Source organism: Stenotrophomonas sp. 2YAF22, from assembly GCF_052114665.1.
Classification (GTDB): Bacteria; Pseudomonadota; Gammaproteobacteria; order Xanthomonadales; family Xanthomonadaceae; genus Stenotrophomonas; species Stenotrophomonas indicatrix.
In genome coordinates, this window is record NZ_JBFRFE010000246.1 from 1 (window position 1) to 5674 (window position 5674).

Here is a 5674-nt window from a genome sequence, read left to right on the forward strand (position 1 = left end):
CATGGATGCGGCTGCCAAGCCTCCAGGGACGGATTCACGGCGTCCCCCGACCAGCCCACCCGCCCGGCCCAATTACATGATCCCGCTTCTACGAACCCCCACCGCAGAGGGGGCTCAGCCCGTTGGCCGGGAAACCTCAGTAGCCCGCCGCCTGCCCATCCTTGCGGCTCTCCGATGCGCCGTAATACACGCCCGTTTCCGGATCACGCAGGATCGCCTGATAACCACCATACGGACCATCGGCGAACACCACCCGGTGCCCCTTGCGCATCAACGCACGCACCGTCTCGTACGGGAACCCGGTTTCCAGGTTGACCTCGCCACCATCGGTCATCGCCGTCGCCTGCCCGGTCGGTTCGGTCGAACCCTCGTGCTGGATGCGCGGCGCGTCGCCGGCTTCCTGCAGGTTCATGCCGAAATCCACCAGGTTCATCACGATCTGCGCGTGCCCCTGTGGCTGCATCGCACCGCCCATCACGCCGAAGCTGGCATACGGCTTGCCGCCCTTGGTGATGAAGGCCGGAATGATGGTCTGGAACGGACGCTTGCCTGGTGCGTAGCCATTGGGATGATTCTTCTGCAGCACGAACATCTCACCGCGATCCTGCAGGATGAAGCCCAGCCCCGGCGGTGCCATGCCGCTACCCATGCCGCGGTAGTTGGACTGGATCAGCGACACCATCATGCCGTCGGCGTCGGCCACGGTCATGTAGATCGTGTCGCCCTCTTCCAGCTGCTTGGGCGTACCCGGCTGCACTTCCTTCAGCGCCTTGTCCATCGAGATCAGCGCGCGACGCTGCGCGGCGTACTCCTTGGAAATCAGCTTCTGTACCGGTGCAGGCTGGAACGCCATGTCGGCGTAGAAGCGCGCACGATCGGCGAAGGCCAGCTTCTTTGCTTCCACGAACAGATGCACGTGCTCGGGTGAGCCGAACGGAATCTTCGAGAAGTCGTAGCCTTCCAGTACGTTGAGGATCTGCAGCGCGGCGATGCCCTGGCTGTTGGGCGGCAGCTCCCACACGTCGTAGCCGCGGTAGTTGCTGCTGACCGGCTCGACCCACTCGCCATGATGGTCGGCCATGTCCTGGTAGCTCAGGTAGCCGCCGTTCTTCTTGAAGTAATCGCCGATGGTGTGGGCGATGTCGCCCTTGTAGAAGGCATCACGGCCGCCGTCGGCAATCTTCTGCAGGGTGTCGGCAAGGTTGGGGTTCTTCCACATCTCGCCCTTGCGCGGCGCGTGGCCATCGATCGTGAACTGTTCCTTGAAACCCGGATACTGCGACAGCTTCGGCACCGAGCGATCCCAGTAATAGGCAATCACTTCGGCAACGGGATGACCGTCGCGCGCGTAGCGGATGGCCGGGGCCAGGTTGTCGGCCATCGGCTTGCGGCCGAAGCGCTCGTGCAGCGCGAACCAGCCATCAACCGCGCCCGGCACCGATACCGGCAGCGGGCCGGTCGGGGGGATCTCCTTCAGGCCACGACGCTGGAACTCGGCCAGGGTGAGTGACTTCGGCGAACGGCCCGAGCCGTTGTAGCCGTAGAGCTTCTGCGTCTTCGGGTCCCACACGATGGCGAACAGGTCGCCGCCGACGCCATTGCCAGTCGGCTCCATCAACCCCAGCGCTGCGTTGGCAGCAATGGCGGCATCGACGGCCGAGCCACCGGCCTTCATCACGTCCAGCGCGATCTGGGTAGCCAGCGGCTGCGAGGTGGCGGCCATCGCATGCGGGGCGATCACCTCCGAACGGGTGGAGAAGGTGTGGCCGGTAATGCGGTCGGCGGCCTGGGACAGCATGGGCACGGCAGCCAGCACGGCAGCCGCCAGCAGGGAACGGGCAAGACGTCGGGACACGGTAGGGTTCCGAATGGAAGGGTGGTGACCCGATCTTCGCTGCTGCGGCGATCAGGGGCTATCGGGCATAGGTCATGGACGACAGTCCTTTGGTGGGTGCGGACCTTGGTCCGCACTGCTTTCGGCTTCGATGACTCCGGCGCGGACCAAGGTCGGCACCTACCAAGGCGAAATCACCCGGAATCCGCGCAAAAAACCTGATGAAAAGAGTGAATTCGGGTTCACCGAAACACTTTCAGCAGCAACCATCTTTGTGCCACAAGCGATTGCACTGCATGCAGCGGAAACTGACGGGAATAGTGCTGCGAGGGTTGACACAGCGGAAATGGCTGTGGTTTTCTCGATCACATGTTGCATCACAACACACCACCGCGAACCCACATCGAAGCCGCCGATACCGGCGCCGCCTCGCTGCGTTCGATTCTTGTGCTCGTACTTATTACCCAACCAACAGGTGCGGGACGAGCCAGCGTGTAAGCAACAAACACACCGGAACTCTTCAAAAACCCGCACCCGCCCAGGTGCGGGTTTTTTCATTTCAGGACCTGGTTTCAGACGCAACCACCATGACCACCGCCTCCTCCACAACCTGGACCTGCTGCACCACGAACTCTCGTGGTGGCAGTACCTGTGCGATGCGCGGCGCTGCCCTCCCCACTTTTCCCTGACCGGCCGGTACGTCGCTTCGACTGCCGGCCGTCTTTTTTCTTCCCACCCGCAAGGAACCTCCCCCATGAGCACCAACGAACTGCCCCAGACCAAGATCGCCGTCATCGGCTACGGCAGCCAGGGCCGCGCGCACGCGCTGAACCTGCGTGAATCCGGCTTCGATGTGGTGGTAGGCCTGCGTCCGGGCGGCCCCACCGAGGTCAAGGCACAGGCCGATGGCTTCACCGTGAAGGCACCGGCCGATGCGGTGAAGGATGCCGACCTGGTCGCGGTGCTGACCCCGGACATGGTGCAGAAGAAGCTGTACGAGGACGTGCTGGCGCCGAACATGAAGCAGGGTGCGGTGCTGCTGTTCGCGCATGGCTTGAACGTGCACTTCGACATGATCAAGCCGCGCGACGACCTGGACGTGGTGCTGGTCGCACCGAAGGGCCCGGGTGCGCTGGTCCGTCGCGAATATGAAATCGGCCGCGGTGTGCCGTGCATCTGGGCGGTCTACCAGGACAAGAGCGGCAAGGCAGCTGAGTACGCGCTTGCCTATGCAGCCGGCCTGGGTGGCGCGCGCGCCAACCTGATCCAGACCACCTTCAAGGAAGAAACCGAAACCGATCTGTTCGGTGAGCAGGCGGTGCTGTGCGGCGGTGCTTCGGCACTGGTGCAGGCTGGCTTCGAGACGCTGGTGGAAGCCGGTTACCAGCCGGAAATCGCCTACTACGAAGTGCTGCACGAACTGAAGCTGATCGTCGACCTGTTCTACGAAGGCGGCATCTCGCGCATGTTGGAGTTCATCTCCGAAACCGCGCAGTACGGCGACTACGTCAGCGGCCCGCGGGTGATCGACGCCGGCACCAAGGAGCGCATGAAAGAAGTCCTGAAGGACATCCAGGACGGCACCTTCACCAAGAACTGGGTGGCCGAGTACGAAGCGGGCCTGCCGAACTACAACAAGTTCAAGCAGGCCGACCTGGAGCATCCGATCGAGAAGGTAGGCAAGGAACTGCGCGCCAAGATGGTCTGGTTGCAAGGTCAAGCCGCGTAACAACGCGGCACCCCCACCCGCTCTGCAAGGTTCCCCCATGAACTCTCCCACACACCGCAGCGCGCCGCCCAACGGCGCGCGCTGGCTGACCCAGGCGCTGGAGGCCGAGGGTGTCCGTACGCTGTTCGGCTACCCGGGCGGCACCATCATGCCGTTCTACGACGCGCTGGTGGATTCGTCGCTGAAGCACATCCTGGTGCGCCATGAGCAGGGCGCGGCACTGGCCGCCAACGGCTTTGCGCGTGCCAGCGGCCAGGTCGGCGTCTGCGTGGCGACGTCCGGGCCGGGCGCGTCGAACCTGGTCACCGGCATCGCCGATGCGATGCTCGATTCGGTGCCGATGGTCTGCATCACCGGCCAGGTGGCCACGCCACTGCTGGGCACCGATGCGTTCCAGGAACTGGATGTGTTCGGTTTGACGATGCCGATCGTCAAGCACAGCTGGCTGGTGCGCAGCGTCGATGATCTGCCGCGCGTGGTGGCCGATGCCTTCCGCATCGCCCGCGAGGGCCGTCCCGGCCCGGTGCTGATCGACCTGCCCAAGGATGTGCAGCTGGCCGATGCCAGCCACCTGCCGGCGCATGTGCCGGCCAACGTGGAGCCGCCGCCGGCCGCTGCCGACGCCGCCATCGCCGAGGCCATCGCCGCATTGGCCGCTGCCGAAAAGCCGGTGGTCTATGCCGGTGGTGGCATTGCCCTGGGCGATGCCGTGCAGGACCTGCGCGCGTTCGTCGAAGCCAGCGCCATCCCCACCGTGATGACCCTGCGTGGGCTGGGCGCGCTGCCTCCGCAGCACCCGCAGTCGCTGGGCATGCTGGGCATGCATGGCACCCGTGCGGCCAACATGGCCGTGCAGGAGAGCGATCTGCTGCTGGTGCTGGGTGCACGTTTCGATGATCGGGCGACCGGCAAGCTGGCCGAGTTCGCACCGTTTGCCCGCGTGGTGCACATCGATGCCGATGYGTACGAGATCTCCAAGCTGCGCAGCGCCGATGTCGCCGTGCCCGGCAACGTCGGCCACGCCATCCGCGCCCTGCGTGCGGCCTTCCCCTCCCCCAAGGCCCACCAGGACGCATGGCGCAAGCGCTGCGCACAGCATCGCGATCGCTTCGCCGCACGCTACGACGCACCCGGCCAGCACATCTACGCGCCGGCGCTGCTGAAGCGCCTGAGCGAACTGGCGCCGGCCGATACGGTGGTGGCCTGCGACGTCGGCCAGCACCAGATGTGGGTTGCGCAGCACTGCCGCTTCACTCATCCGCGCAACCACCTGACCAGCGGTGCGCTGGGCACGATGGGCTTCGGCCTGCCGGCGGCGATGGGGGCGCAGTTCGCCTGCCCCGAGCGCACCGTGGTGCTGGTCTCCGGCGATGGCAGCTTCATGATGAACGTGCAGGAGCTGGCGACCATAGCCCGCTGCCGCCTGCCGGTGAAGATCATCCTGCTGGACAACAGTTCGCTGGGCATGGTGCGGCAGTGGCAGGAACTGTTCTTTGCCGAGCGTTACAGCGAGATCGATCTGTCCGACAACCCGGACTTCGTCGCCCTGGCCAAGGTGTTCGGCATCGCGGCCACGCGCATCGATGCACGTGATGACGTCGAAGGCGGCCTGGCCGCGCTGCTGGCCGAACCCGGCCCGGCCCTGCTGCACGTGGCCATCGATGCACGCGCGAACGTGTGGCCGCTGGTGCCGCCCAATACCGCCAACAGCACCATGCTGGAAAGCAACCCCGCACATGCACGCCAGGAGATCCCCAATGCAATACCGGCTTGACCTGGTGCTGCAACCGGCCGAGGGCGCGCTGCTGCGCGTGATCGGCATGGCCGAACGTCGCGGTTTCGCGCCGCGCGCGATCACCGGTGCGCCGGTGGCCGCCGATGATGGTCGTTGGCACCTGCAACTGGTGGTGGACAGCCAGCGCCCGCCGGAAACACTGTGCCGGCAGATGGAAAAGATCTACGACTGCGTTTCGGTGCAGATGACCGCACTGGAAGGAGTATCCGCATGAACGCCCGTACCGTATTCACCACGGTGCCGGTACGGAGGCGTCTTCTTCGCCGCGCGTGCCCGCACGCGGTGGTCGGCAACACCCTGCTGGTGGCCCATGCCG

At 65.2% G+C, this 5674-nt stretch carries 4 protein-coding genes; 3 read left to right on the plus strand and 1 reads right to left on the minus strand.

Going from position 1 to position 5674, the window contains the following annotated elements; translation table 11 throughout:
- Positions 1–136 precede the first annotated feature (136 nt).
- The gene (gene ggt, locus AB4Y84_RS11320) at positions 137–1798 is read right to left on the minus strand and encodes a gamma-glutamyltransferase (RefSeq protein ID WP_442244415.1); all 1662 of its coding nucleotides are present in this window, start codon (positions 1796–1798) and stop codon (positions 137–139) included.
- Positions 1799–2588: 790 nt separating this feature from the next.
- On the opposite strand from ggt, the gene ilvC reads away from it, so the two are divergent.
- Genes ilvC through AB4Y84_RS11335 form a run of 3 tightly spaced genes read left to right on the plus strand, consistent with a single transcriptional unit; the run spans position 2589 to position 5572 of the window.
- Positions 2589–3563 (plus strand): ketol-acid reductoisomerase, encoded by a 975-nt coding sequence (gene ilvC / locus AB4Y84_RS11325; protein WP_442244362.1) that lies wholly within the window; start codon positions 2589–2591, stop codon positions 3561–3563.
- Positions 3564–3600: 37 nt separating this feature from the next.
- A complete protein-coding gene (ilvG, locus tag AB4Y84_RS11330) occupies positions 3601–5337 on the plus strand; it encodes an acetolactate synthase 2 catalytic subunit (protein WP_442250142.1) in 1737 nt (578 codons plus the stop codon).
- Positions 5321–5572 (plus strand): ACT domain-containing protein, encoded by a 252-nt coding sequence (locus AB4Y84_RS11335; protein ID WP_089236730.1) that lies wholly within the window; start codon positions 5321–5323, stop codon positions 5570–5572. Before ilvG ends, AB4Y84_RS11335 begins: the two co-directional genes overlap by 17 nt.
- The last annotated feature ends 102 nt before the right edge of the window (positions 5573–5674 follow it).